The sequence below is a fragment of the Mesorhizobium sp. M0601 genome, from assembly GCF_040320845.1.
Lineage (GTDB): Bacteria > Pseudomonadota > Alphaproteobacteria > Rhizobiales > Rhizobiaceae > Mesorhizobium.
The window spans coordinates 1-1625 of record NZ_JAMYQK010000104.1; the positions used below are offsets into that span (position 1 = coordinate 1).

1 protein-coding gene is annotated in these 1625 nt (G+C 63.0%); it reads left to right on the forward strand.

Annotated features, from left to right (window positions below):
* On the forward strand, window positions 1-1596 hold a 1596-nt coding region (locus NKI41_RS32995), incomplete at its 5' end, for a recombinase family protein (protein ID WP_352687218.1).
* Between the last annotated feature and the right edge of the window lie 29 nt (window positions 1597-1625).

Consider the following 1625-nt stretch of genomic DNA (forward strand, 5'->3'; position numbering starts at 1 on the left):
GCCCGGCGCGGTGAACTCGTCGTCGCTTCCCCGGTCGGCTTCGTGAAGGTCGGCGACCGGCTGGAGAAGGATCCCGACCGTCGCATGCAGGAGGCCATCACCCTTGTGTTTGACAAGGTGGCGGAACTCGGCAGTGCCCGCCAGGCCCTGCTCTGGTTCCTCGAACATGGGCTGGATTTGCCTGCCAAGCGCAACAATGGCGATGTGGTCTGGCGCAGGCCAAGCTATGCGACCATCCACCGAATGATCGAGAACCCGATCTACGGCGGCGCCTATGCCTATGGTAAGACTCGTGCTGCGTCGGGATATGATGCAACAGCCATTCGTTCGCGCAGCCGCCGTAAGGCGCGTGATGAATGGCTGGCGCTGATCCCGGGTGCACACGAAGGCTACGTCAGCTGGGAAAGGGCGGAAGCGATCCGCAAGATGGTGAGCGACAACGTGCCCACGAGCCGGCATCACGGGGCGCCCAAGCATGGCGACGCTCTGCTCGCCGGCCTTGTCCGCTGCCGGCGCTGCGGCCGCAAGCTGACGGTCCGCTACACGGGAACCAAGCACAACATTCCGCGCTATTCCTGCTGGCGTGGTCTGCTTGACAATGGCGAGCCGCGTTGCATCGCCTTCGGTGGACTACGCGTCGACGACGCCATCGAGGAAGCTCTTCTGCGGGTTGTCGAGCCGGCAGCGATAGCCGCGGCCGTCGAGGCCGAAGCGCAAGCGGCCAGTCGCCGCGATCAGGTCCGCGATGCTCTGATGCGCGATCGCGAGGCGGCACGCTACAACGCCGATCGGGCGTTCCGGCAATACGACGCCATCGATCCGCAGAACCGGCTGGTCGCGGCGGAACTGGAGTTGCGATGGAACCGGGCGCTTACGCGTGTCGGCGAGATCGAGAGCAGGATTGCCGCGCATGATGCCTCGACATCGGAGCCATCACTTCTGTCGCCAATACACGTCACCGCGCTCGCCGCCGATCTCAAGGCTGTATGGGCGGCGCCGACGACGGATGCAAGGCTCAAGAAGCGCATCGTTCGCACCGTCATCCGGGAGGTGGTCGCCGATATCGATGACGAAGCGTCAGAGATCGTTCTTCTGATCCATTGGGTTGGCGGCGTCCATACTGAACTGCGCCTGCCGAAGCGGCGCCGTGGACAGCGCAACAGCACGTCCGGCGATATCATCGCGGCCGTCCGCCAACTGGTGCTCATCGCCAATGATGATCTGATTGCTGGCATCCTCAACCGCAATGGACTGGTGACCGGCCACGGCAATCGATGGACACGCGAACGGGTCACCGCGCACAGGTCGCATCATAAGATCCCTGTCTTCCGGCCAGCGGCGGACGGCAAAGAGCCATGGCTTAACCTGAACAAGGCGGCGCGCCTTCTCGGCGTTGCACCGAAGACCCTCAGGCTCGCCGCCGAGGCGGGCGAGATCGAAGGCGTTCATCCTCTGCCGGATGGTCCATGGGTCTTCAGCCGATCAACGCTTGGCGAACCTGCGGCACAGCGCATCGTTCATCGCGCGCGGCAAAACCCAAAATACCCCACGGGATCGCATCCAGATCAGCAAAACCTATTCACTTCAACGACATAGACAGATGGGTGTTATGAAACAGGATTGTA